The organism is Modestobacter sp. SSW1-42, assembly GCF_046635825.1.
Classification (GTDB): Bacteria; Actinomycetota; Actinomycetes; order Mycobacteriales; family Geodermatophilaceae; genus Modestobacter.
The window spans coordinates 469,403-491,825 of record NZ_JBISCA010000003.1; the positions used below are offsets into that span (position 1 = coordinate 469,403).

Consider the following 22,423-nt stretch of genomic DNA (forward strand, 5'->3'; position numbering starts at 1 on the left):
GTCACACCGCTGCGGGCGCGGGGCGGTCGAAGGCCGCGAGGAAGTGCGCGGCCGCGTCCTGCTGGGCCCGCTCGGCGTCGTCGAGCACCGCGGAGGCGCCGAAGAACTCGTGCATCACGCCCGGGAAGTAGCGGTGGGTGGTCTCCACCCCGGCCGCCTCGAGGTCGGTGGCGAACTGCTGGCCCTGGCTGCGCAGCACGTCGCGCTCGTCGGTGATGACGAGCGTGGGCGGCATGACCGCCCGCTGCTCCGGCGTCCAGTCCAGCAGCGCGATGCGCGGGTCGCTGGCGGCCTCCGGCTTGCCCTGGAAGGCGTGCAGCGCCATCCAGGACAGCAGCGGCCGGTTGAGCGGACGCCCGTCGGCGGCGTCCTCCATCGACTCGCCGAACTGCTCGCCGGTGGTGAGCGGGTAGACCAGCACCTGCGCGCGCGGCATCGGCTCGTGCGCCTGGGCCAGCTGCAGGCTGGTGGCTGCGGCCATGTTCCCGCCGACCGACTCCCCGCCGATCGCCATCCGCGCGGGGTCGCCGCCCATCTCGGCGGCGTTGAGGACCAGCCAGCGCCACGCGGTGATCACGTCGTCGTGCGAGGCCGGGAACACCGCCTCGGGGGCGCGCCGGTAGTCGGGCGAGACGATGATCGCGCCGGTCTTGTTCGACAGCGCCCGGCACGAGGCGTCGTAGGTGTCGATGTCGAACAGCACCCACCCGCCGCCGTGGATCCACATGATGACCGGCAGCCGGCCGACTGCCGGGTTGGCCGGGGTGTAGACGCGCAGCGTCTGGGTGCCGCCCGCACCGTCGGGGATCGACAGGTCCTGCACGGAGCCGACGGGCTCGGGGCCCTCCAGGCCGCGGTCGGCCATGACCTTCTTGACCGCGTCGTCGGGGCCGGGCTGCTTGCGGGCCTCCTTCGGCGTCAGCGTCTCGAAGGGCAGCGGCCGCAGCGAGGCGTGCGCGTCGACGATGGCCTGCGCCTGCGGGTTGAGCAGCCCGCTGGCGTCGGTGGCCGCCTCGGCGTCCGCGCCGGAAACCCGGTCGCGGATCAGGTCGACCGGCGCGGCCAGGGCGCCGGCGATCTTCTCCTTGATGCCGCCGTTCGGGGCGGCGGGGTGCGGGTTCGTGGGGCCGCGGCGCTTCGCGGTGAGGAAGTCCTCGCCCAGGGCGGCCATCCGCTCGGCCCCGACCTTGGACCGGAACTCGGGGAGCTCTTGGCCCTCCTCGTCGGCCACGTGGTGCCGGACGACGCCCATCAGCCGGGTCAGCGCCTCCTCGAACGCCGGCTCGCCGGGCTGGGTGTCGCCCAGGACGACCAGCAGGTCCTTGATCTCCTGGTGCTCGCCGGTGGCGTCGTGGTTCTCCTCCTCCATCCCGATCTCCTTCCAGATCGGGTAGAGGACGGTCTCCTCGGCGAAGGCGTGCATCGACAGCTCGGTGGAGACCTGGTCGACCAGTACGCGGCGGTTGCCGCGGCCGGCCTCCAGGTGCTGGAACTGCCGCTCGACGACGGCGTGGTCGTCGGCGATGAGATGGTCGATGTCGCCGGGCAGGGTGGGGTAGCTCAGGGCCACGGGTTCTCCTCGGTGGTGGTCGTCCGGCGGGCGGCGGGAGCGCCCGGCAGGTCTGGTCGTGGCCTACCCGGTGGTCCGCGACCACACACCGGCCGCGCTCAGTCCAGCCCGGCCAGCACCTTGTCCAGCGTCACCGGCAGGTCACGCACCCGGACGCCGGTGGCGTGGTGGACGGCGTTGACCACCGCGGCCGCCGTCCCGGTGATGCCGATCTCGCCGATGCCCTTGGCACCCATGACGTTGACGTACGGGTCTTGCTCGTCGAGCCAGTGGGCCTCGATCTGCTGCACGTCGGCGTTGACCGTGATGTGGTACTCGGCCAGGTCGTGGTTGGCGACCTGGCCGACCCGGGTGTCGAAGACGCTGTCCTCGTGCAGGGCCATCGACAGCCCCATGGTCATCCCGCCGATCAGCTGCGAGCGGGCGGTGCGCGGGTTGATGATCCGGCCCGCGGCGAAGACGCCGATCAGCCGCGGCACCCGGATCTCGCCGGTGTCGGCGTTCACCCGCGCCTCGACGAACTGGGCGCCGAAGGCGTAGGCGGCGTGCGCGTCGTCCATCGACGCCTGGTCGACGTCGCCGGAGGCCTCGTCGCCGTCGTCAGGATCCGTGCCGAACGTGCCGCGGAACTCCCGGGCCGCCTGCACGATCGCCGAGCCCCAGGTGTTGGTGCCCGAGGAGCCGCCGGCGACCGAGGCGATCGGGTACCGGGTGTCGCCGATCGCGACGTCCACGTCGGCGACGTCGACCCCGAGCCCGTCGGCGGCGATCTGCGGCAGCACGGTCCAGGCGCCGGTACCGAGGTCCGCGGCACCGATCTCGGCGACGTAGCGGCCGCCGGCGAACCGGATGGTCGCCGTGGACGTCGCCTGCCGCATGGTCGGGTAGACCGAGGAGGCGACGCCGTAGCCGACCAGCCAGTCGCCCTCGCGGCGGCGGCCCGGTCCGCGGGAGTCCCAGCCGAAGCGCTGCGCGCCCTCGCGCAGGCACTCGACCAGGTGCCGGCTCGACCACGGCTTCTTGGTGTCGGGGTCGAACGCGGGCTCGTTGACGATGCGCAGCTGCACCGGGTCCATGTCCAGCGCCTCGGCCAGCTCGTCCATCGCCACCTCGGGGCCGAACATGCCCGGGCACTCCCCCGGCGCCCGCATCCACGACGGGATCGGCACGTCCAGCGGCGCGACCCGGTGGGTGGAGCGGCGGTTGGGCGCGGCGTACATCATCCGGGCCGGGACGCCGGTCTGCTCCGCGAACTCCTTGATGCGCGAGGTCTGCTCGACCACGTCGATGGCGATCGCCGACAGCCTGCCGCGGGCGTCGGCGGCCAGCTGCATCCGCTGGATCGTCGGGGTGCGGTAGCCGGTGAGGAAGAACATCTGCTGCCGGGTCAGCGCCAGCTTGACCGGCCGGCCGGGCACCGCGCGGGCGGCCATGGCGGCGAGCATGACGTTGGCGTGCGGGTTGCCCTTGGAGCCGAAGCCACCGCCGACGTAGGGGCAGACGACGCGCACCCGCTCCTGGTCCAGGCCGAACACCTTGCTGACCGCGGCCCGGTCGGGGTGGACGCCCTGGGTGGAGTCCCACAGCGTCAGCGACCCGTCGTCCCAGAGTGCGGTGGTGGCGTGCGGCTCGATCGGGTTGTTGTGCAGCATCTGCGTCGCGTAGGTGTGCTCGATGCGCACCGCGGCCGCGGCCATCGCGGCGGCGACCTCGCCCTCGCCGGTGTCGGTCGGGTGCCCGGCGTTCACCTGCTCCGGCGCGTACAGCTCCGGGTGGTCGGTGCGCAGCTCGCTGTCGTGCGGCTGCTCGGCGTAGGTGACGGTGATGCCGTCGGCCACCTCGCGGGCCAGCTCGGAGGTCTCAGCGACCACCACCCCGATCAGCTGCCCGCGGAAGGCGACCTCGGGCGACTGCAGGACGGCGTACTCGGCGTCCTCGGTCGAGGCCAGCCGCTCGGCGTTGAACGGGGTGAGCACCGCGAGCACCCCGTCGAGCGCCTCGGCCGCGGCGGTGTCCATCGCGGTGACCCGGCCGCGGGCGATGGTGGCCTGCACCGGATGGCAGAAAGCCGGGTGCTCGACGTCGGTCTCGTAGGCGTAGGTGGCGGTGCCGCGCACCTTGTCCACCCCGTCCCGGCGGACCAGCGACTGCCCGATGGCGCGGGGCTCGAGGAGCTCGGTCATGACTGCCCTTCCGAGGTGAGCGCGCGCAGGGTGGCCACCACCGTGCGGTTGACCAGGGGGATTTTGAAACCGTTGCCGCCGCCCTCGCCGGGCTGCGGCTGGGCGGCGGCGAGCTCGGCCTCCATCGCGGTGCGGACGGCGGCGTCGGTGAGCTCGGCCCCGCGCAGCAGCTCCTCGGCCCGGGTCGCCCGCCACGGCTTGTGCGCGACGCCGCCCAGGGCGATGCGGACGTCCTCGCCGCTGATCACCGCGGCCACGCTCACCAGCGCGAACGCGTACGAGGCCCGGTCGCGGACCTTGCGGTAGGCCGACCGGGTGCCCGCGGGCAGCGGCGGGAGGTCGATCGCGGTGATCAGCTCGCCGTGCTCGAGGGTGGTGTCGCGCGACGGGTCGTCGCCGGGCAGCCGGTGCAGCTCGGTGAACGGGACGGTGCGCTCACCGCGCGGCCCGAGCACCTGCACCTGCGCGTCGAGCGCGGCCAGCGCCACGGCCATGTCCGAGGGGTGCGTGGCGATGCAGGTCTCCGCGGCCGTGGGGTCCGGCAGCGCGGACGTCGTCCCGAGGACGGCGTGGTAGCGGGTGTAGCCGCCGACGGCGGTGCAGCCGCTGCCCGGCTCGCGCTTGTTGCACGGGGTGGTGACGTCCTGGAAGTACACGCAGCGGGTGCGCTGCAGCGGGTTGCCGCCGGTGGTGGCGGTGTTGCGCAGCTGCCCGGTCGCCCCGGCCAGCAGCGCCTGGGCGAGCACCGGGTACCGCTCGAGCACCCGGCGGTCGGCGGCGACCTCGCTGTTGGTCGACGCGGCACCCAGCCGCAGGCCGCCGTCCGGGAGGTCGGTGACCTCCCGAGAGGTCAGCGTGCGGACGTCGACGACCAGGTCGGGCCGGGCCACGCCCAGCTTGAGGTGGTCGACGAGGTTGGTGCCACCGGCCAGGAAGACGGCGTTGGGCTCGGCGGCGACGTCCCGCACGGCCTCGGCGACGTCGGCCGGGCGGGCGTAGGCGAACGGCTTCATGCCTGCACCCCGCCGGCCTGCTGGACGGCGGGCACGATGTTGACGTAGGCGGCGCACCGGCAGAGGTTGCCGCTCATCCGCTCGGCGACCTCGTCGTGGGACAGCTCGACCTCGCCGGTGAGGTCGGTGGTGGCGTGGCTGGGCCAGCCGCGGGACACCTCGTCGATCACCCCGACCGCGGAGCAGATCTGCCCCGGCGTGCAGTACCCGCACTGGAAGGCGTCGTTGTCCAGGAACGCCTGCTGGACCGGGTGCAGCTCGCCGGCCGGGGCGAGCCCGTCGGCGGTGGTGATCTCCGCGCCGTCGTGGGCGACGGCCAGGGCCAGGCAGGACAGCTGCCGCTGGCCGTCCAGCAGCACCGTGCAGGCGCCGCACTGGCCGTGGTCGCAGCCCTTCTTCGGGCTCGTGACCCCCAGCCGCTCGCGCATCAGGTCCAGCAGCGTGGTGCGGGTGTCGACGGTGCGCTGATGCCGCGTCCCGTCGACGGTCAGGGTCACCTCGGCGTCCATGGTCGGCGCGGTGCCCGCGCCGAGGGGGACGGCAAACCAACCGCCCCGGATGTCGGTGCCGGGCCCTACGGTGCCGGCATGACCGAGCTGCCTCCCTGGGAACCCCCGTTCGCCGGCTCCGACGCCGAGCACCTGCTCGGGATGCTGGGCCGGCTGCGCACCACCTTCCGCTGGAAGACCGCCGACCTCGACGCCGCCGGGCTGCAGACCCGGGTCGGCGCCTCCGCGCTCACCCTCGGCGGCCTGCTCAAGCACCTGGCCAGCGTCGAGGACGACGTGTCCACCCGCCGGCTGAGCGGGGCCCGGATCGGTGAGCCGTGGGAGTCGGTGTGGGCCGGCGGTGACGACTGGGCGTTCACCTCCGCCGCCGACGACTCCCCCGAGCAGCTCTACGCGTACTGGGACGACGCGGTCGCCCGCTCCCGCGCCCGGCTGGACGCCGCGCTCGCCGCCGGTGGGCTGGACCAGCCGATCGACCTGACCGGCCCGGACGGCGGGCACGCCAGCCTGCGCCGGCTGGTGTGCGACCTGGTCGAGGAGTACGGCCGGCACACCGGTCACGCCGACCTGCTGCGCGAGGCGGTCGACGGGCTGGTCGGCGAGGACCCACCATCCGGGTGGCGTCCCCGGGTCGGCCGGCTGCCGGTCGGCTGACGGGCGGGGCGATCGTGACGAGTCGATGACGCAGCCGTGACCGGCGGCCCTCCGGGGTAGGGGCAGGTCGCCGGCGGACGACGAGGACGGCAGCAGGCCTCCCCGCGCCGGAGGAGGACGGAGCCCCCATGACCGTGGCAGCCGACATGCTCAGGACCTACCCGAAGGACCTCGGTGGCATCGACCGCGAGGCGCTGGTCGCCTGCATCGACGCCTGCCTGGAGTGCGCGCAGACCTGCACCGCCTGCGCCGACGCCTGCCTGGCCGAGGACATGGTGGCCGAGCTGACCACCTGCATCCGCACCGACCTCGACTGCGCCGACGTGTGCGCCACGACCGGCCGGGTGCTGTCCCGGCACACCGGCTACGACGCGGGCGTCACCCGCGCGGTGCTCGAAGCGTGCGCCGCGGCGTGCAAGGCGTGCGGCGACGAGTGCGAGGGCCATGCCGGCATGCACGAGCACTGCCGCATCTGCGCCGAGGCCTGCCGCCGCTGCGAGCAGGCCTGCCGGACGCTGCTGGCCTCGCTCGGCTGAGCCCGGCGCTCAGCAGCGGGCCGCGCCGGCCGGGGCGGCGTCCGGTGGCGCGACCTCCCACACCGCGGCGGTCCGCGGCCGGCCCTGCTCGTCGCGGTGGGCGTAGAGCTCCTCGCGGCTGGGCAGCGGGTGCCCGGCGCGGCAGCGCAGGGTGCCGACCTCGCCGACGTGCACCGGCCGGGGCCGGCCCGGGACGGCGAACCGGCCCGCCCGCTCGATGAGCCGGGTCTCGCAGCCGGGGCAGTACAGGTTGTGCGGGGACAGGATCCAGACGGAGGCCATGTGCCGACCCTGTGCCATGGCTGAGCCGATCGGGCCGGTCGCGCGCCCGTGTCCGGCAACCGTCACTACATCGCAAAGCGGCCCGGCGTCCGCATGACGAGGCCGTGACGATCGGGCCGGGGACCTGCCGGGAACGCGCGGGAGCTGTCAGGCTCGGGACCGAGGACGGCGCTCCCGTGCCGCTGCGACCCGCTCCCCGGAGGACGAGATGACCACCCCACGCGTGCTGACCGAGGTCGTCGACGGCCGCGCCGGTCGGGTCCGCGCCGGCGGTCACCTCACACCCCAGGGCGCCGACCTGCTCCGGGGCACCGTGGAGGGCCTGCTGCGGCAGGGGCACTCGACGGTCGTCCTCGACCTGGCCGACGTGCAGGCCGCCGACGACGTCGGTCTGCACGTCCTCTCCGAGCTGCGGCGCGCGATGGCCGCCGACGGCGACCTGCTGCTGGTCCGCAACGCGCCCCGGGAGCTCGCCCGCCTCGGCTGACCGCTCAGCGACCCTCCACCTGCAGCACCCGCCACAGGCCGGTCCGCCGCAGCAGGTCCTCGGTGCGGCGGTTGACCCCGCGCAGCACCACGGCGCCGCCCCGGGCCCGGCAGGTGCGGTGCGCCCACAGGAAGCTGGCCACCGCGGTGCTCGACAGCTGCCGGACCCCGGTCAGGTCCACCACCAGGCGGCGGGCGCCGGCCAGCAGCGCGCCGTGCAGGAGCCAGCGCAGGTCCGCCACGCCGTCGGCCAGCAGCTCGTCGGTGAGCCGCACCAGCACCTCGCCGTCCGGCCCGGGCGACGGTGCGCCGCCCACCTCGGGACGCCGGGCAGCGGCAGCGGTCATCGACGTCGCTCCCTGCGGCCGGTGGTCGGGTGGGCCCCGCCCACGGTGCCCGTCGCGTCTTGCGATCACCCCGCCCGACGCTTTGCGATCCTGTGACGGCTGCGCCGCGGACCGGGGACCACGACCCGGGCGGTGGCAGCATGGGGCGGGTGCCGCCCCGCCTGCTCCTGGTCGAGGACGACGACCACATCCGTCTCCCGCTGCGCTGGGCGCTGGAGGACGAGGGCTACGACGTCGCCGAGGCCGCCAGCGGCGAGGACGCCTGCGCGCAGGTGGCCGCCGGGCCGCCCGACCTCATGCTGGTCGACCTGATGCTCGGGGCGATGGACGGCTTCCAGGTCATCCGAGAGGTGCGGCGGTCGCACGACCTGCCCATCGTCGTGGTCAGCGCCCGCGCCGACACCCACGACATCGTCGCGGCGCTGGAGGCCGGCGCCGACGACTACGTGACCAAGCCGTTCCAGGTCAAGGAGGTCACCGCCCGGCTGCGCGCGCTGCGCCGCCGGGCCGGCGCCGGTGACCGGCCCACCGAGCTGGTGCTCGACCCCGACCCCGCCGCCCCGCTGGTGCTGCGCCCGGAGCGCGGCACGGTGCACCGCGGCGAGGAGCTGCTGCCGCTGACCCTCACCGAGTTCCGGCTGCTGTGCGAGCTGGCCGCCTCCGCCGGCCGGGTGCTGAGCCGGCAGGTGCTGCTGGAGCGCGTCTGGGAGCACGGCTTCTTCGGCGACGAGCGGCTGGTCGACGTGCACGTGCGCCGGCTGCGCACCAAGGTCGAGCGCGACCCCGGCGCCCCCACCCTCGTGGTCACCGTCCGCGGGCTGGGCTACCGGCTGGACCCGCAGTGAGGCTCGCGCTCGGGCCCCGGGGGCTGCGGGCGCGGATCGTGCTGGCGTTCTCCGTCGGCGCCCTGCTGGTCTCCGCCGTCCTGGTCGCGACCACCTTCGGCCTGGCCCGCAGCTACCTGCTCGACCAGCGCGAGGACGCCGCGACCCGGCAGGCCTTCACCGACGCCGAGGTGCTGGCCAGCCGGCTGTCCACCGCCGGCACCGAGGTCGGCGACGAGCTGGCCGACCTGGTGCCCTCCGGAGGCGCGGACGTGGTCGTCTCCCGCGACGGCGCCTGGTACTCCTCCCAGCTGGACCTGGGCCCGCGCGACGTCCCGGCCGCCCTCCAGGAGCTCGTCGCCGCGGGCTCCGCCGGCACCGTCCGGGTCCGGCTGCCGTCGGGTCCGCACCTGGTGGTCGGCGTCCCGGTGGTCGCGGCCGGGGTCCAGTTCTACGAGGTGGCGCCGCTGGTGGAGCTGCAGGGGGCGCTGCGCACGCTGGCCGCCGTCCTCGGGGCGGGGGCGCTGACCGCCACCGCCGCCGGTGCCGGCTTCGGGGTCTGGGCCAGCCGGCGCGTGGTGCAGCCGCTGGAGCAGGTCGCCGGCGCGGCGACCCGGATCGCCGGCGGGGAGCTGGGCATCCGGCTGCCGCCCAGCGAGGACCCGGACCTGCTGGCCATCGTCGCCAGCTTCAACAGCATGGTCGACGCCCTGGAGTCGCGGATCGCGCGCGACGCCCGGTTCGTCGGCGACGTCAGCCACGAGCTGCGCAGCCCGCTCACCAGCCTGACCACCAGCGTCGAGGTGCTCGGCGCCCGCCGCGAGGAGCTGAGCGGGCGCGGCCGGCAGGCCCTCACCCTCGTCGAGGAGGAGCTCGGCCGCTTCCGGCGCACGCTCGACGACCTGCTCGAGCTCGCCCGGGTCGACGGCGCCCCGGTCCAGGAGTCCGCCGAGCCGGTGTCGCTGGCCGCGCTCGTGCGGGAGGTGCTCGCCCGCCGCGGGTGCCCGGCGGACCTGGTGCAGGCCGACGCCGACGGGACGACCACGGTGCGCGGCGACAAGACCCGGCTGGAGCGGGCCGTGACCAACCTGCTCGACAACGCCGACCGGCACGGCGGCGGCGTCGTCGGCGTCCGGGTGCGCCGGACCGACGGCGCCGTCCAGGTGGTCGTGGACGACGCCGGACCGGGCGTGCCGCCGGCCGAGCGGGAGCGGGTGTTCGAACGCTTCGCCCGGGGGCCGCGGGCGGCCCGCGGGTCGCTGCCCGGCGCCGGGCTCGGCCTGGCGATCGTCGGGGAGACCGCCGGCGGCCACGGCGGCGCCGCCTGGATCTCCGACAGCCCCGCCGGCGGCGCCCGGCTGACCCTGTCGCTGCCCGGGGCCGACGCGTGACCGCCCGCCGCACCGCGGCCCGGGCCGGGGCCCTGCTGGTGCTGCTGGCGACCGCGGCGTGCGGGGTGCCCACCGGCGGGGACCCCGAGGCGATCCCGGCCACGGAGGTCCCCTACGGCCTCGCCCTCCCCTCGCCGGGCGCGACCGCGGCGCCGACCTCGCCCGCGGGGCTCGGCGAGCCCCGCGTCTACCTGGTCGCCGGGGACGGCGCGCTGGTGCCGCAGGGCCGGGCGGCGTCGGCGGGGACGCTGGCCGAGCGGCTGGCCACGCTTCTGGCCGACCTCGCGACCGGGCCGACGCCGGCCGAGCTGACCGAGCGGCTGTCCACGGCGCTGCGGCCGGAGACCTCGCTGTCGGTGGCCGGCGTCTCGGGCAGCACAGCCACCATCGACCTCGGCGGGTCCGCGGAGGCCCCTTCGGGCCGGGAGAGCAAGACCGCGGTCGCCCAGATCGTGCTGACCGCGACCAGCCTGCCCGGCGTGGACCAGGTCCTGGTCACCCGGGACGGCGAGCAGGTCGAGGCACCGCTGCCCTCCGGCGAGCTCACCGCGCGTCCGCTGACCGCCGCGGACTACGCCCCGCTCACGGTCGCCGCACCGCCGTCCTGACCGCAGCGCCGGTGCGGCGGCCGCGGGTCACATGTTCGTGCCGACCAGGATCATGAACAGGAAGATGACGGCGATGATCAGCACGAACGTGCCGATGATCAGCACGCGCGCCCGGTTCTTCGGGATGCGGCCGGGACCGTCGTCGTTGCCGCCGGTGCTCGGGCTTGCCATGGGGTGCCTCCTGCTGGGGTGGGTTGCGTGCGGGGCCGTCAGCGGCGGTGCCAGCGCAGCGCGCCGGCGGCCGACGTCGACAGGACGGTCAGCGACAGCCCGGCGCTGCGGCGGGCCACGTCGCCGCCGCCCCGGGCCACGAGCACCGCGGCCGCGTCGAGCGCGGTGAGCAGCAGCGTCACCTCGGTGGTGCGCCGCGCCTGCGGCGCAGGGGTGACCAGCAGCGCGGCCCCCATCGCGATGTTGCGGGCGGCGATCAGCCGCACCAGCAGCGGCAGGGCCACGTCGGTGCGCGTCGCGCCCGGGTCCAGACCGAGCAACCTGGGGAGCGCGCGCGGTACGAACAGCGCCGCCGTCCCCAGCCAGATCGACACGGTCCCGACTGTCTTGCGGGTGATGTCCCATTCCTCGGCCATGGGTGATCACTGCCCGGCCGCTGGAGTGGTCAACCGGCTGTGACCGGCGACGAGGACCACCACGAGGGCCAGGAACGGGAGGGTGACGGCGGTGGCCACCACGTCGCTGACCGTGGCCACCGTGAACGCCCCGGCGCCCGGGGACTGCAGCGGGCCGAGCACCCGGTCGAACCCGAGCGCGGCCACCGACGCCGGGACGGTCAGCAGCGCCGACACGGCACCACCGGCCACGACCCCGGCGAGCACCGTGCCCGGCGCCCGGCGGACGGCGCGCACGGCCAGCTGCGCGCCCCGGCCCAGGGCACCGGACCGGTCCGGCCGCTCACCCGCCGGCAGGCCGGCCAGCGCACCGGTGACCCACAGCTGGGCCAGCAGCCCGGTGCCGAAGCCGACGACGTCGACGGCGAGCGCGGTGGCGACCCGCGGGTCGTCCCACACCAGCACCTGCCGGAGCACGTCGGGCACGAGGTTGACCAGCGCCGCGGTCAGCGCGACCAGGTAGGCCGCGCGCCAGTGCCGGCGCAGCAGGGAGAACGCCTCCCCGAGCGTGCTCACGGCTTGCGGGCGACGACGCCGGTCCAGCAGCCCAGCAGCCGGGTCTCCTGCCCCACCACGGTGAGTCCCGCGGCCCGGCAGGCGGAGGCGACGGAGGCGGGGGTGGGCCGGTCGCCGTCGGCGGGGTGGAAGGCGACCGCCCGCAGCGGCCGGCTGTCGACGAACCGGGCGGTCATCTCGCAGTTGTAGAGGCGGCCGCCGGGGCGCAGCACGCGCGCGGCCTCGGCGACGACGTCGCGCCAGGCGACCGCGTGGTGCAGCACGTGGTAGGCGAAGACCGCGTCGTAGGTGCCGTCGGCGGCCGCCAGCGCGGTCGCGTCGCCGGCCTGCACGTCCACGGCGTCCCCGAGGTCGCGCACCGCCTCGCGGGTGGCCCGGACGCTGGGCCCGTAGAGCTCTACCCCGTCGGCGTGCGCGGCCCCGAACAGCCCGACCGCCAGCCGCAGCCCGGTGCCGCGGCGTCCGGTGCCCACCTCCAGCACCCGCCCGCCGGCCACGTCCCCGCCCAGGCGCAGCAGGATCGGCGCCTCCGCGTTCCGCTGGACACGGGCACGCAGGCGGGAGTCGACCCACACGCGGGTGCCGTCGACGTAGGTGGGCGGGACGCCGGAGCCGGACGCAGGTCGGTTGGACACGACGCATGCCTTCCCCGCGCAGGCCGCGCGGAACCGTCGGGCAGGCTGGTGACCGATGAACGACGCGACAGCGGGCGGTCCGCCGGTGGCGGCGCGCTTCGACGACCTCACCCGCGGCAGCGCCCTGCGCTGCCCCCCGCCGCGCGCGGTGCTGGCCGCGTACCGGCCCGAGGACGTCGTGCCGGTGCTGGCCGAGGTCGAGCGCGCCACCGCGGCCGGCGAGTGGGCGTTCGGCTTCCTCGCCTACGAGGCCGCTCCCGGCCTGGACCCCGGCCTGGTCACCGCCGAGCCCGACGGCAGCCCGCTGGTCTGGTTCGGCGTCGGCGGCCCACCCGAGCCGACCGCACCGCTCACGCCGTCCGGGCGCGCCCCGGGCGCTGCGTGGACGCCGGACTGGTCCGACGCCGGGCACGCCGCCGCGGTGGACGTCGTCCGCGCGCACATCGCCGCTGGCGAGACCTACCAGTGCAACCTCACCGACCGGCTGCGCACCACCGGCGTGACCGACCCCGCCGCGCTGTACGCCGACCTGGCGCTCGCCCAGCGCGGCGCGTTCAACGCGTACGTGGACCTGGGCGGCACGGTGGTCGCCAGTGCCAGCCCCGAGCTGTTCCTCGAGTGGTCCGGCGATGTCGTCCGCACCCGGCCGATGAAGGGCACCGCCCCGCGCGGGGCGACCACGACCGCCGACGCCGAGCAGGCCGCCGCCCTGCGGGCCTCGGTCAAGGAGCGCGCCGAGAACCTGATGATCGTCGACCTGCTGCGCAACGACCTGGGCCGCGTCGCCGTCCCGGGCACCGTCGCGGTGCCCGAGCTGTTCACCCTCGAGCGCTACCCGACGGTGTGGCAGCTGACCAGCGAGGTCACCGCCCGGCTGCGCGAGGACGTCGGCCTGGTCGACCTGCTGCGGGCGCTGTTCCCCTGCGGCTCGGTCACCGGCGCCCCCAAGGCCCGCACGATGCGGCTGATCCGCGACCTCGAGCCGACCCCGCGCGGGGTGTACTGCGGGGCGATCGGGCTGGTCGCGCCGCCCGGCGAGGAGTTCCGGGCGCGGTTCAGCGTGGCCATCCGCACCGCCGTCGTCGAGCGGGCGACCGGCGACGCCGTCTACGGCGCCGGCGGCGGCATCACCTGGGACTCCCGGGCGGCGGCCGAGCGGGCCGAGCTGCTGGCCAAGGCCGCCGTCCTGCGCGCGGGGGCGGGTGACCACGAGCTGCTCGAGACGCTGTACTGGTCCCCGGAGGAGGGCTCGCGCGACCTGGACCGGCACCTGGCCCGGCTCACCGACTCCGCGGCGTACTTCGGCTCGGCCCTGGACGCCAGGGTGGTGCGGGCGGCGGTCGGCTCCGCGGTGGCGGGGCGGACGACGCCGACGCGGGTGCGGGTCACCGTCGACCGGGCCGGGGCCGTGCGGGTCACCGTGACCGACGCGCCCGCCGCCCCGGCCGGCCCGGTACGGCTGGCGGTCGACGACGACCCGGTCGACCCCGGTGACGTGTGGCTGCACCACAAGACCACCCGGCGCGAGGTCTACGACCGGCGCGCGGCCCGGCACCCGCACGCCGACGACGTGGTGCTGGTCAACGACCGCGGCGAGGTCACCGAGACGACGATCGCCACCCTCGCCGTCCGGCTGGCGGGCCGCTGGTGGACCCCGCCGACGTCGTCGGGCTGCCTGCCCGGCGTCGCGCGCGCCCGGCTGCTCGACGAGGGCGTGCTCGCCGAGCGCGCGCTGACCGTCGCCGACCTGCACGCCGCCGAGGCGATCGCCCTCGTCAGCTCACTGCGTGGCTGGCGCCCCGCGGAACTCTGCTAGTCGAGGTAGTCGCGGAGGACCTGCGAGCGGCTGGGGTGGCGCAGCTTGGACATGGTCTTGGACTCGATCTGGCGGATCCGCTCACGGGTCACGCCGTAGACCTGGCCGATCTCGTCGAGGGTGCGCGGCTGGCCGTCGGTGAGCCCGAAGCGCAGCCGGACGACGCCGGCCTCCCGCTCGGAGAGGGTCTCGAGGACGCTCTTGAGCTGGTCCTGCAGGAAGGCGAAGCTGACCGCGTCGACGGCGACGACCGCCTCGGAGTCCTCGATGAAGTCACCGAGCTGGCTGTCGCCCTCGTCGCCGATGGTCTGGTCGAGGCTGATCGGCTCCCGGGCGTAGCGCTGGATCTCCAGCACCTTCTCCGGGGTCAGGTCCATCTCCTTGGCGAGCTCCTCGGGGGTGGGCTCGCGGCCCAGCTCCTGGAGCATCTCGCGCTGGATGCGGCCGAGCTTGTTGATGACCTCGACCATGTGCACCGGGATGCGGATGGTGCGCGCCTGGTCGGCCATCGCGCGGGTGATGGCCTGGCGGATCCACCACGTCGCGTAGGTCGAGAACTTGAAGCCCTTGGTGTAGTCGAACTTCTCCACCGACCGGATCAGGCCCAGGTTGCCCTCCTGGATCAGGTCCAGGAACGACATGCCGCGGCCGGTGTAGCGCTTGGCCAGCGACACCACCAGACGCAGGTTGGCCTCCAGCAGGTGGTTCTTGGCCCGCTCGCCGTCCCGCAGGATCCAGGTGAGGTCGCGGCGCAGCTGCACCGGCATCTTCTCGCCGTTCTCGGCGGCGGCCTCGAGCTTGCTCCCGGCGTAGAGGCCGGCCTCGATCCGCTTGGCGAGGTCGACCTCCTCCTCGGCGGTGAGCAGCTTCACGCGGCCGATGAGCTTGAGGTAGGCACGGACGGAGTCGGTGGAGGCGGTGAGCTCGGCCTCCTTGCGCGCCTGGCGCAGCGCGACCGCGTCGGCGGCGTCGTCCCACTCGTGGTCGACCTCGTCGGCGGCCGGGGCGCCCTCGGCGGGGGTGGTGGAGCTGGGCTCGGGGAGCTCGTCACCGGTGCTGGTGGGGACCTCGAGGTCGGTGGCGCTCATGGGGGTCGCTCCTCCGATGCCGTGCGGCGTCGCCGCACCGTCAGGTGCTGGCGGAGAGGCCGGGTGGAACGTGCGCGGCGGGCGCCGGCACGGCGAGCGGCAGCGGGGCTTCAGCTGCCGCGGTCGACCTGCAACCTTAGGCCGCCTCAGCGCAAGATCAAGCCAGCCGGTGGTTGACCTTCCCTCGAAGGTGTGTTCGCGGCCGCCGGCTCAGTCGCCGGGCTCGTCCGGGACGGAGCCCGGGAGCCGCCGCGGACCGGCCTCGGCGGGACGCGGCCGGTCCTGCCGGTGCAGCCGCACGGCGACCAGCGCGACGTCGTCGTCGGGCCGCCCGTCGACCAGCCGCTCGATGACCAGGTCGCACACCTCCTGCAGCGGTCGGTCGCCGATGTCGGCCAGCGCCGCCTGCAGCCGGGCCACGCCCTGGTCGAGGTCGGAGTCGCGGCGCTCGACGAGCCCGTCGGTGAACAGCAGCACGGTGACCCCGCGGTCGAGGGTGACCACCGTCTCGGTGCGCGCGGCCCGCGGGTCGACCCCCAGCAGCAGGTCGGCGTGGTCCCACCGCCCCAGCACGGTCACCGTGCCGTCGGGGTCGACGATGACCGGCGGCAGGTGGCCGGCGCTCGACCAGCGCATCCGGGTGACGGCGCGCTCGCGCTCGTCGGCGTCCTGCTCGAACCGGGCCAGCGCCGCGGTGGCCAGGGTGTCGAGCTGGAGCAGCTCCATCGAGACGTCGAGCATGCGCAGGACGTCGGCGGGGCCGGCGTCGTCGTGGGAGGTGGCGATGCCGCGCAGCAGGCTGCGGAGCTGGCCCATGGTGGCCGCGGCCGCGATGTCGTGGCCGACGACGTCACCGATGACCAGGGTGGTGGCGCCGTCGGACTGGAGGAAGGCGTCGTACCAGTCGCCGCCGATGGCCGCGGCCTCGGTGGCCGGCAGGTAGCGCACCACGATCTCGGCGTGGTCGGGCTCGGGCGGCGCGGTGAGGAAGCTGCGCTGCAGCTGCTCGGCCAGCGCCACCTGCTGCCCGTAGAGCCGGGCGTTGTCCAGCGCGAGCCCGGCGCGGGAGGCCACCTCCCCGGCCGTGGCGAGGTCCGCGGCGCTGATCGCACCGCGCTCGGACCCGTTGAAGAGGGTGAGCAGGCCGACCGTGCGGCCGCGGCCCCGCAGCGGCAGCACCACGATCGACTCCGGGGCGAGCCGGCCGATCAGCTCGTGCGCCTTCCCGGGCGTCAGCACGCCCTGGACGGCGGTGGCCGCGCCGTGCCCGATCACGACGGGCCGCCCGGTGGCCAGCGCGCGGTGCACGAACGCGGAGTCGCGCAGCGCCGGGATGCGCAGCCGCGCGTAGTCGGCGACCAGCGGCCGCTGCCCCTCGTCGCGGTGCCACCAGCCGACGTCCCGGATGCCGCGCCGGCCGTCGGGGTCGACGAGGGTCACGATGCACCAGTCGGCGAGGGTGGGCACGACCAGCTGGGCCAGCAGCGCGACCGCCTGCTCGGCCTCCATGGTGCCGGTCAGCTGCTCGGTGACCGCGCCGAGCAGCTGCAGCCGGGCCGCGGCCTGCTCGGCCAGCTCCTGCTCCCGTCGCCGGGCGGTGACGTCGAGGAAGTAGACCGACAGCCCGTCGGGGCTGGGCGCGGCGCGGATCTCGTACCAGCCGTCCAGCGGCGGCGGGTAGTAGGCCTCGAACATCACCGGCTCCCCGGTGTCCACGGCGCGCCGGTAGCCCTCCTCGAACACCGAGTCCGCGGCGGCCGGGAACTCGTCCCAGATGACCCGGCCGAGCAGCTCGTCGCGCCCGCGCTGCAGGACCTGCTCGCCGGCCGCGTTGACGTGGGTGAAGCGCCACTCCCGGTCCAGGGAGTAGAAGCCGGCGGGCATCGCCTCCAGGACCCGGGTCACCGCCTGCTCGGCGTCCCGCTGCTCGGTGACGTCGTAGGCGACGCCGAGCAGCCGCACCGCCGTCCCGTCGGCGTCGCACAGCGGGCGCCCGCGGGCGGACACCCAGCGGGTCTCCCCGCCGGGCAGGACGACGCGGTAGAGGGCGGCGAAGTCACCGCAGGTGTCGACCGCCGTCCGCAGGGCCGCGGTGACCCGCTCGAGGTCGTCGGGGTGCAACCGGTCGTTGAAGCCGGTGATGGCGTGGTCGAAGGTGTCGACCGAGTACCCGAACAGCTCGATCAGCCGGTCGTCCCAGTCGAGCCGGCCGGTGACCAGGTCCCAGTCGAAGGTGCCGATGCCGGCCGCGGCGACGGCCAGCTCGCCGCGGAGGCGCTCGGCCTCGCGGTCGTCGAGGGGCCGCGGTTCTCCGGGGTCGATCACGTCCGCCTCTCCCACCGGCGCACCCGGCCACTCGGTCCAGCCGTGCACCGGTGCACGGTCCGGCAGCCGCAACATCCTGCCCGCTCGGACCGGCCGCGCACAACGACGCCCGGGCGTGACGGGTGCTACGTGGCGCCGGTCACCCTCACAGCCCGTGCGCCGCGGCGACCACCGGCAGCGCCGCGGGCGGCAGACCGCGGCCGTCGGGCCGGGGCCAGTGCACGCTGACCTCGGTGACCCCGGCCTCGGCCAGCCGGCCGAGGGTGTCGGCGTAGCGCCCGGCGCTCTCGAACGGCCAGTACATCTCCAGGCCGAACTGCACGGTGCGCCGGACGTCGCCGGCCGCGCGCCCCTCCTCGGCCAGCGCCTCGGTCAGCCGCGCGGACTGGTCGGCCACCGCGGTGAACCACTCCTCGGGCTCGACGGCGGCGCCGAACGGGCCGTAGGTGACCCACCCCTGACCGTGCCGGGCGGCCAGCCGCAGCGCCTTGGGCCCGGTGGCGGCGACGGTGAACGGCAGCCGCGGCCGCTGCACGCAGCCGGGCAGCTGGTGGGCGTCGACGGCGTCGTAGAACTGCCCGTGCGCGGTGGTCACCGGCTCGCGCAGCAGCCGGTCGAGCAGCCCGAGCCACTCGCCGAAGCGGTCGGCCCGCTCACGGCGGCTGCGCGGGGGCTCGCCGAGCACGAGAGCGTCCGGGCCCTCGGTGCCCACGCCGACGCCGACCTCGATCCGGCCGCCGCTGAGCTGGTCGAGGGTCATCAGCTCCTTGGCGAAGGGCACCGGGTGGCGGAAGTTCGGCGAGGCGACCTGGGTGCCCAGCCGGACCCGCTCGGTGACCACCGCGGCCGCGGCCAGCAGCGGCACCGCGCCGTACCAGGGGTTGTCGGCCAGCAGCGGCCAGGTGAGGTGGTCGTAGGTCCACACCGCGCGGACCCCGGCCCGCTCGGCCTCCTGCACGTCGGCGAGGAAGGTCGACACCGGGTGGCGGTCGGGCAGCACCACCGCCGACAGCGCGGGGGTCATCGGCCGGCCTGCGCAGCGGCGCGGTCGCGGGCGGGGCGGCGGGCGTCGGAGCGGTCCACGGGCACAGTGTCGCCCACCGGCCCGGCGGCGTCCGGGGTTCCCCGGCACGCGCCCGGGTAGGCCAGGCGGATGCCCGAGATGGACCCGAAGGACCCCAGCACCCTGTACGCCGCCGGTCCGGTCGCGGCCGAGCCGCCGCCGGACGACGTCCCCGAGGAGTCCCCGCTGGTCGACAAGGGCGGCACGGGCCCCGGCCCCGACGACCTCGACCGGCTGCTCTGAGGCGTCACGAGGAGGACGCCGGCCGTCGGGAGAAACGCGAGTAGAACGCCGCCCGGCCGGGAACCCCCCGGACCACCCGCGTGAGCACAGCCGGGTGCTCGACCACCCCGACCGGGGCTCGACCTCCTGGAGCACGACATGGCCACCGTGCACGACCACCTCCCCGGCGTCCGGGGCGACGACGACCGCTCCCCCGCCGTCCGCGACCGGGGCGACGGCAAGCAGCACGAACTGGGCTTCCGGCAGCAGATCGCCGACGGCCGCTGGCAGCTGTACGCGCTGGAGGTGCTCGTCCTGCTGGTGGTCTTCGGCTGGATGGCGGTCACCAACGTCGTCGCCGGCGGTCACGGTCCGCTCTGACGCCGGCCGGCGGCGCCGCCGGCCGGCGGCTGGGAACATGGCCGCGTGCTGCTCGCCGAGGTCGTCGCCGCGTCGGCCGCCGTCGCCGCCACCCGCTCCCGGACGGCGAAGGCAGGGCTGATCGGCGACCTGCTGCGCCGCGCGGAGCCCGGGGAGGTCGAGCCGGTCACCGGCTGGCTGGTCGGTGAGCTCCGGCAGGGCCGCCTCGGCGTCGGCTGGCGCAGCCTCACCGCGACCTCGCACCCGGCGGCCGAGGCGCCCGGGCTCACCGCCGCCGCGGTCGACGCGGCGCTGACCGAGCTGGCCGGCACCTCCGGGCCCGGCTCCGCCGCACGGCGGGAGGCCGCGGTCGCGGCGCTGATGTCGGCGGCCACGGCCGACGAGCAGCGCTTCCTGGGGCGGCTGCTCACCGGCGAGCTGCGGCAGGGCGCGCTCGAGGGCGTGGTGCTCGACGCGGTGGCGCTGGCGGCCGACGTGCCGGCGGCGGTGGTGCGCCGGGCGTTCATGCTCTCCGGCCGGTTGCCGGTGACCGCGGCGACCGCGCTGACCGGCGGGGTGGCCGCGTTGGAGGCGGTGCGTCTCGAGGTCGGCCGCCCGGTGCGGCCGATGCTCGCCAGCCCGGGCTCGTCGCTGGACGCCGCACTGGCCGACCTGGGCGACGACGTCACGGTGGAGGCCAAGCTCGACGGTGCGCGGATCCAGGTGCACAAGGACGGCGACGTCGTCCGGGTGTGGACGCGCACGCTGCGCGAGGTCACCGACGGCGTCCCGGAGCTGGCCGAGCGGGTGCGGGCGCTGCCGTGCGCCACGGCCGTGCTCGACGGGGAGACCCTCGCCCTGGACGACGACGGCCGCCCGCGGGCCTTCCAGGACACGATGAGCCGCTTCGGCAGCGATGCCGCGGACGCCGGCGTGCTGCTGAGCCCGTTCTTCTTCGACCTGCTGCACCTCGACGGCCGCGACCTGCTCGACGAGCCGCTGGCGACCCGGCTGGACGCGCTCGCCGGGCTGCTGGCCGGCGACGAGCAGGCGCCGCTGCGGATGCCCGGCGTCCGCTCCCCCACCCCCGAGCAGGCCGCGCAGCTGCTGGACGACGCCCTGTCGGCCGGGCACGAGGGCGTGGTGGTCAAGGCGCTGGATGCGCCGTACGCCGCCGGCCGGCGCGGGAAGTCCTGGCAGAAGGTCAAGCCGGTGCACACCCTGGACCTCGTCGTGCTGGGTGCGGAGTGGGGCTACGGGCGCCGGTCGGGGCGGCTGTCGAACATCCACCTGGGCGCCCGCGACCCCGACGGCGGCGCGCCGGTGATGGTCGGCAAGACGTTCAAGGGCATGACCGACGAGCTGCTGGAGTGGCAGACCGCGACCTTCCCCGGGTTGGCGCGGGAGAGCCACGAGTGGGGCGTGCTGCTGCGCCCGGAGCTGGTCGTGGAGATCGCGCTGGACGGCGCCCAGCGGAGCAGCCGCTACCCGGGCGGGGTGGCGCTGCGGTTCGCGCGGGTGCTGCGCTACCGCCCGGACAAGGACGCCGCCTCGGCGGACGACCTCACCGCGGTCAGGGCCCTGCTCGTCGGCAGCTGAGCCGGGTGGGTCCGACGGGGTCGGGGCCCGACTGACGACTTGTGGACGTGTCGACTCGTCACCTCAGCGACGGGTCGACTCCTCGCCGCACCGACATCCGTCGAGTGACGTCGGGACATGGCGACATGTCGACGTGTCGGGGGGTCCTCAGAAGGGCGGGAGGTCGTCCACGTCAGGTGGGGCCCCGCTCAAGACCAGGTGCGAGCTCGTCCGCCGCTCCCGACCGAGCACCTGCAGACCCGGGGGCCGGGTGGTGCGGGTGACCCCGCTCGGGGTGGTCACCGACAGGACTCCGTCGGCGGTCATGGTGAACCGCCAGCCGGGGGCGTGGGTCTTGAGCCGGTGGTGCCGACGGCACAGGCAGCAGAGATTGGCGCAGTCGGTGGCTCCGCCGTCGGCGTGGGATTGGACGTGGTCGAGGTCGGTGCGCGCGGCGGGGCGGCGGCAGCCGGGATGGCGGCAGGTGCGGTCCCGGGCGTGCAGGAACCGGCGCTGCGCGGGTGTCGGGGTGTACCGGTCGACCGGTGGTGGCCGGTCCGCCAGCGGGCAGCTGCACGCGCCGTCCGGGTGGTCGGGGCAGCCGCGGCGGACCAGGCGCTCCAGCTCCGGTCGGGTGACGGTCGCCCGCAGGGCGCCGGTGACCGGGTCGACCAGCGAGATGTCCAGCGACCCGCCCGTGGGTGCCTGCAGACCGCCGGGGCAGAGGGAGTCGAGCTGTGCGAGCAGGTCGCGGAGCTGCTGGTGGGTGATCGGCGCCCCGTCGACCGACGCGGCGTCCTCGTCGGTCGGCACCCGCGCCGACTCCGCCTCATCAGGCTCGGCCGGGCGCCCACCCAGGACCGGGAGGGGCGCGATGACCTGCAGGTGCGCGGTCACCGTCGGGCGGGTGGCGTCCCATGGCCGCAGGACCAGGTCGGCAGTGACGCAGGTGCGCAGCTGCCCGATCGGCCGCTCGTCACCGTCGTCCTTGGCCATCCGCGCGTACGTGTCGACGGTCTCCCGGCACGCGGCCGCGACCGGGGTGGGCAGCTCGACGATCAACTCCGACATGCCGTTGCCGACCGAGCGCACCCGCACGTCCGCCACCCGCTCGGCCCTCTTCCGCCGCCGGTCCGCCGCCGCGGCATCCAGCGCGATCAGCGCCGCCGCCGTCCGCTCGCGCAGGCGGACCGGGGTCTCCCCCGCCCGCGCCCACGCCAGCGCCTGCGCCTCCACCTCGGCCACCACCGCCGGCTCCACCGGGCCACCGGCGGACTGCGACTGACCGGCCAGCGCCCGCACGATCGCGTTCGCCCGCGGCTGGTCGACCAGCCCGTCGGCCAGCGCCGCCCACGTCGCAGGCAGCTCCCGCACCAGCGCCAGCGACCGCTCCGCCAACCCCGTCGCCGCGCCCAGTGAGATGCCCTTCAGCAACGCCAGCTCGTCGACGAGGAACTCGCTCACTCCTACTGCCACGCGGGCCGGGCCCCAACCCTCGACGCTGTGCCCGGGCTGGTCGTCGGTCAGGTCGGTCTGCGCCGGGCGGCGGGCAGCGAGCTCGGCCACCAGCACCGCCTCGTACGCGGCCAGCTGCGCCCGGCCGTCGGCGACCGCACGCATCTCCCGCACCAGCTCCTCCTCGGAACACGACTCCGGCGCCAGCACCTCCGACAAGCGCGTACGGCGCCGCGTCACCCCCGGCGGAGGTGGCGCCCAGGCGGGCAGGGACTCGGCGCGGTCGACGACCGTCAGCCCCACCCCGTACCCGCCTCCGAACATGCCCCCACGCTA

The 22,423-nt window shown here is 75.7% G+C and carries 24 protein-coding genes; 10 read left to right on the forward strand and 14 right to left on the reverse strand.

Going from position 1 to position 22,423, the window contains the following annotated elements:
• Window position 1 precedes the first annotated feature (1 nt).
• From ACGBYP_RS12545 to ACGBYP_RS12560, 4 genes are all read right to left on the reverse strand, one after another.
• Window positions 2–1,570, reverse strand: a complete 1,569-nt coding sequence (locus tag ACGBYP_RS12545) for an alpha/beta hydrolase fold domain-containing protein (protein WP_411584513.1) — start codon at window positions 1,568–1,570, stop codon at window positions 2–4.
• 98 nt (window positions 1,571–1,668) lie between these two features.
• The gene (locus tag ACGBYP_RS12550) at window positions 1,669–3,753 is read right to left on the reverse strand and encodes a xanthine dehydrogenase family protein molybdopterin-binding subunit (protein WP_411584515.1); all 2,085 of its coding nucleotides are present in this window, start codon (window positions 3,751–3,753) and stop codon (window positions 1,669–1,671) included.
• Window positions 3,750–4,766, reverse strand: a complete 1,017-nt coding sequence (locus tag ACGBYP_RS12555) for an FAD binding domain-containing protein (protein WP_411584517.1) — start codon at window positions 4,764–4,766, stop codon at window positions 3,750–3,752. Before ACGBYP_RS12555 ends, ACGBYP_RS12550 begins: the two co-directional genes overlap by 4 nt.
• Entirely contained in the window at window positions 4,763–5,275 is a 513-nt protein-coding gene (locus ACGBYP_RS12560) for a 2Fe-2S iron-sulfur cluster-binding protein (RefSeq protein ID WP_411584519.1), read from the reverse strand. Before ACGBYP_RS12560 ends, ACGBYP_RS12555 begins: the two co-directional genes overlap by 4 nt.
• Window positions 5,276–5,353: 78 nt before the next feature.
• Between ACGBYP_RS12560 and ACGBYP_RS12565 the strand changes: the two genes are divergently transcribed.
• Together ACGBYP_RS12565 and ACGBYP_RS12570 are read left to right on the forward strand one after the other, a co-directional pair.
• Window positions 5,354–5,929 carry a DUF664 domain-containing protein gene (locus ACGBYP_RS12565; RefSeq protein ID WP_411584521.1) on the forward strand — a complete coding sequence of 192 codons (576 nt, stop codon included), beginning with the start codon at window positions 5,354–5,356 and terminating at the stop codon, window positions 5,927–5,929.
• A 128-nt stretch (window positions 5,930–6,057) separates the two neighbouring features.
• On the forward strand, window positions 6,058–6,465 hold the full coding sequence (locus ACGBYP_RS12570) for a four-helix bundle copper-binding protein (protein WP_411584523.1): 408 nt from the start codon (window positions 6,058–6,060) through the stop codon (window positions 6,463–6,465).
• Window positions 6,466–6,474: 9 nt separating this feature from the next.
• Here the strand turns inward: ACGBYP_RS12570 and ACGBYP_RS12575 are convergent, their stop codons facing one another.
• Window positions 6,475–6,747 carry a hypothetical protein gene (locus ACGBYP_RS12575; RefSeq protein ID WP_411584524.1) on the reverse strand — a complete coding sequence of 91 codons (273 nt, stop codon included), beginning with the start codon at window positions 6,745–6,747 and terminating at the stop codon, window positions 6,475–6,477.
• Between the two features lie 208 nt (window positions 6,748–6,955).
• Here ACGBYP_RS12575 and ACGBYP_RS12580 point away from each other — a divergent pair, with 208 nt between their 5' ends.
• Window positions 6,956–7,234, forward strand: a complete 279-nt coding sequence (locus ACGBYP_RS12580) for an STAS domain-containing protein (protein WP_411584526.1) — start codon at window positions 6,956–6,958, stop codon at window positions 7,232–7,234.
• Between the two features lie 4 nt (window positions 7,235–7,238).
• Here the strand turns inward: ACGBYP_RS12580 and ACGBYP_RS12585 are convergent, their stop codons facing one another.
• Complete coding sequence (locus ACGBYP_RS12585; RefSeq protein ID WP_411584528.1) at window positions 7,239–7,580, reverse strand: STAS domain-containing protein; 342 nt, start codon at window positions 7,578–7,580, stop codon at window positions 7,239–7,241.
• A 140-nt stretch (window positions 7,581–7,720) separates the two neighbouring features.
• Between ACGBYP_RS12585 and ACGBYP_RS12590 the strand changes: the two genes are divergently transcribed.
• Genes ACGBYP_RS12590 through ACGBYP_RS12600 form a run of 3 tightly spaced genes read left to right on the forward strand, consistent with a single transcriptional unit; the run spans window position 7,721 to window position 10,403 of the window.
• A complete protein-coding gene (locus ACGBYP_RS12590; RefSeq protein WP_411584530.1) occupies window positions 7,721–8,425 on the forward strand; it encodes a response regulator in 705 nt (234 codons plus the stop codon).
• Window positions 8,422–9,795: an ATP-binding protein gene (locus ACGBYP_RS12595; RefSeq protein WP_411584532.1), complete on the forward strand. Its 1,374-nt coding sequence runs from the start codon at window positions 8,422–8,424 to the stop codon at window positions 9,793–9,795. The genes ACGBYP_RS12590 and ACGBYP_RS12595 overlap by 4 nt, the downstream gene beginning before the upstream one ends.
• Window positions 9,792–10,403: a GerMN domain-containing protein gene (locus tag ACGBYP_RS12600; RefSeq protein ID WP_411584533.1), complete on the forward strand. Its 612-nt coding sequence runs from the start codon at window positions 9,792–9,794 to the stop codon at window positions 10,401–10,403. Before ACGBYP_RS12595 ends, ACGBYP_RS12600 begins: the two co-directional genes overlap by 4 nt.
• Window positions 10,404–10,430: 27 nt before the next feature.
• Here the strand turns inward: ACGBYP_RS12600 and ACGBYP_RS12605 are convergent, their stop codons facing one another.
• Genes ACGBYP_RS12605 through ACGBYP_RS12620 form a run of 4 tightly spaced genes read right to left on the reverse strand, consistent with a single transcriptional unit; the run spans window position 10,431 to window position 12,180 of the window.
• On the reverse strand, window positions 10,431–10,574 hold the full coding sequence (locus tag ACGBYP_RS12605) for a hypothetical protein (protein WP_411584535.1): 144 nt from the start codon (window positions 10,572–10,574) through the stop codon (window positions 10,431–10,433).
• A gap of 38 nt (window positions 10,575–10,612) precedes the next feature.
• Window positions 10,613–10,990: a DUF4267 domain-containing protein gene (locus ACGBYP_RS12610; protein WP_411584537.1), complete on the reverse strand. Its 378-nt coding sequence runs from the start codon at window positions 10,988–10,990 to the stop codon at window positions 10,613–10,615.
• Between the two features lie 6 nt (window positions 10,991–10,996).
• Window positions 10,997–11,545, reverse strand: a complete 549-nt coding sequence (locus ACGBYP_RS12615; protein WP_411584539.1) for a hypothetical protein — start codon at window positions 11,543–11,545, stop codon at window positions 10,997–10,999.
• Window positions 11,542–12,180 (reverse strand): class I SAM-dependent methyltransferase, encoded by a 639-nt coding sequence (locus ACGBYP_RS12620; protein WP_411584541.1) that lies wholly within the window; start codon window positions 12,178–12,180, stop codon window positions 11,542–11,544. Before ACGBYP_RS12620 ends, ACGBYP_RS12615 begins: the two co-directional genes overlap by 4 nt.
• A gap of 55 nt (window positions 12,181–12,235) precedes the next feature.
• Between ACGBYP_RS12620 and pabB the strand changes: the two genes are divergently transcribed.
• Complete coding sequence (pabB, locus tag ACGBYP_RS12625; RefSeq protein WP_411584543.1) at window positions 12,236–13,996, forward strand: aminodeoxychorismate synthase component I; 1,761 nt, start codon at window positions 12,236–12,238, stop codon at window positions 13,994–13,996.
• Here pabB and ACGBYP_RS12630 read toward each other — a convergent pair.
• The 3 genes from ACGBYP_RS12630 to ACGBYP_RS12640 form a co-directional block, all read right to left on the reverse strand.
• Entirely contained in the window at window positions 13,993–15,084 is a 1,092-nt protein-coding gene (locus ACGBYP_RS12630) for an RNA polymerase sigma factor (RefSeq protein ID WP_411584545.1), read from the reverse strand. The genes pabB and ACGBYP_RS12630 overlap by 4 nt on opposite strands.
• 210 nt (window positions 15,085–15,294) lie before the next feature.
• Complete coding sequence (locus ACGBYP_RS12635) at window positions 15,295–17,409, reverse strand: SpoIIE family protein phosphatase (protein ID WP_411584547.1); 2,115 nt, start codon at window positions 17,407–17,409, stop codon at window positions 15,295–15,297.
• Between the two features lie 145 nt (window positions 17,410–17,554).
• Window positions 17,555–18,433 carry an LLM class flavin-dependent oxidoreductase gene (locus ACGBYP_RS12640; RefSeq protein ID WP_411584548.1) on the reverse strand — a complete coding sequence of 293 codons (879 nt, stop codon included), beginning with the start codon at window positions 18,431–18,433 and terminating at the stop codon, window positions 17,555–17,557.
• A 129-nt stretch (window positions 18,434–18,562) separates the two neighbouring features.
• On the opposite strand from ACGBYP_RS12640, the gene ACGBYP_RS12645 reads away from it, so the two are divergent.
• The 3 genes from ACGBYP_RS12645 (at window position 18,563) to ACGBYP_RS12655 (ending at window position 20,653) form a co-directional block, all read left to right on the forward strand.
• Window positions 18,563–18,715, forward strand: coding sequence for a hypothetical protein (locus ACGBYP_RS12645; protein ID WP_411584549.1), 153 nt, complete (start codon window positions 18,563–18,565; stop codon window positions 18,713–18,715).
• Window positions 18,716–18,853: 138 nt separating this feature from the next.
• Window positions 18,854–19,075: a hypothetical protein gene (locus tag ACGBYP_RS12650; protein ID WP_411584551.1), complete on the forward strand. Its 222-nt coding sequence runs from the start codon at window positions 18,854–18,856 to the stop codon at window positions 19,073–19,075.
• 45 nt (window positions 19,076–19,120) lie between these two features.
• Window positions 19,121–20,653, forward strand: a complete 1,533-nt coding sequence (locus ACGBYP_RS12655; protein ID WP_411584553.1) for an ATP-dependent DNA ligase — start codon at window positions 19,121–19,123, stop codon at window positions 20,651–20,653.
• Between the two features lie 147 nt (window positions 20,654–20,800).
• Here ACGBYP_RS12655 and ACGBYP_RS12660 read toward each other — a convergent pair whose 3' ends face one another.
• A complete protein-coding gene (locus tag ACGBYP_RS12660) occupies window positions 20,801–22,411 on the reverse strand; it encodes an HNH endonuclease signature motif containing protein (RefSeq protein WP_411584555.1) in 1,611 nt (536 codons plus the stop codon).
• Window positions 22,412–22,423 lie beyond the last annotated feature (12 nt).